This is a genomic window from Streptomyces caelestis (genome assembly GCF_001279005.1).
In the GTDB taxonomy this organism is placed as follows: Bacteria; Actinomycetota; Actinomycetes; order Streptomycetales; family Streptomycetaceae; genus Streptomyces; species Streptomyces heliomycini.
In genome coordinates this window covers 1-306 of the sequence record NZ_LGCN01000118.1, presented here as the reverse complement: position 1 = coordinate 306, position 306 = coordinate 1, and the positions used below count along the sequence as shown (strand labels likewise).

Here is a 306-nt window from a genome sequence, read left to right as displayed (position 1 = left end):
AGTCGCCGTAGGGGCCGTCGGGGTCCTTGCGGGACTCCTGGAACCACGGGTGCTGGTCGCTGGTGTGGTTCATGACGAAGTCGATGATCACGCGCATCCCGCGCTGGTGCGCCGCGTCGACGAACTCCACGAAGTCGGCGAGGTCGCCGAAGTCGGGGAGGACGGCGGTGTAGTCGGCGACGTCGTAACCGCCGTCGCGCAGGGGTGACTTGAAGAAGGGCGGCAGCCAGAGGCAGTCGACGCCCAGCCATTGCAGGTAGTCCAGCTTGGCGGTCAGGCCCTTCAGGTCGCCGATGCCGTCACCGT

The 306-nt window shown here is 67.3% G+C and carries 1 protein-coding gene; it reads right to left on the bottom strand.

The window, feature by feature from the left end; genetic code table 11:
* Positions 1-306, bottom strand: a 306-nt coding sequence (locus tag ADK41_RS10775) for an alpha-amylase family glycosyl hydrolase (protein ID WP_245174632.1), incomplete at both ends; no start/stop codon positions are given.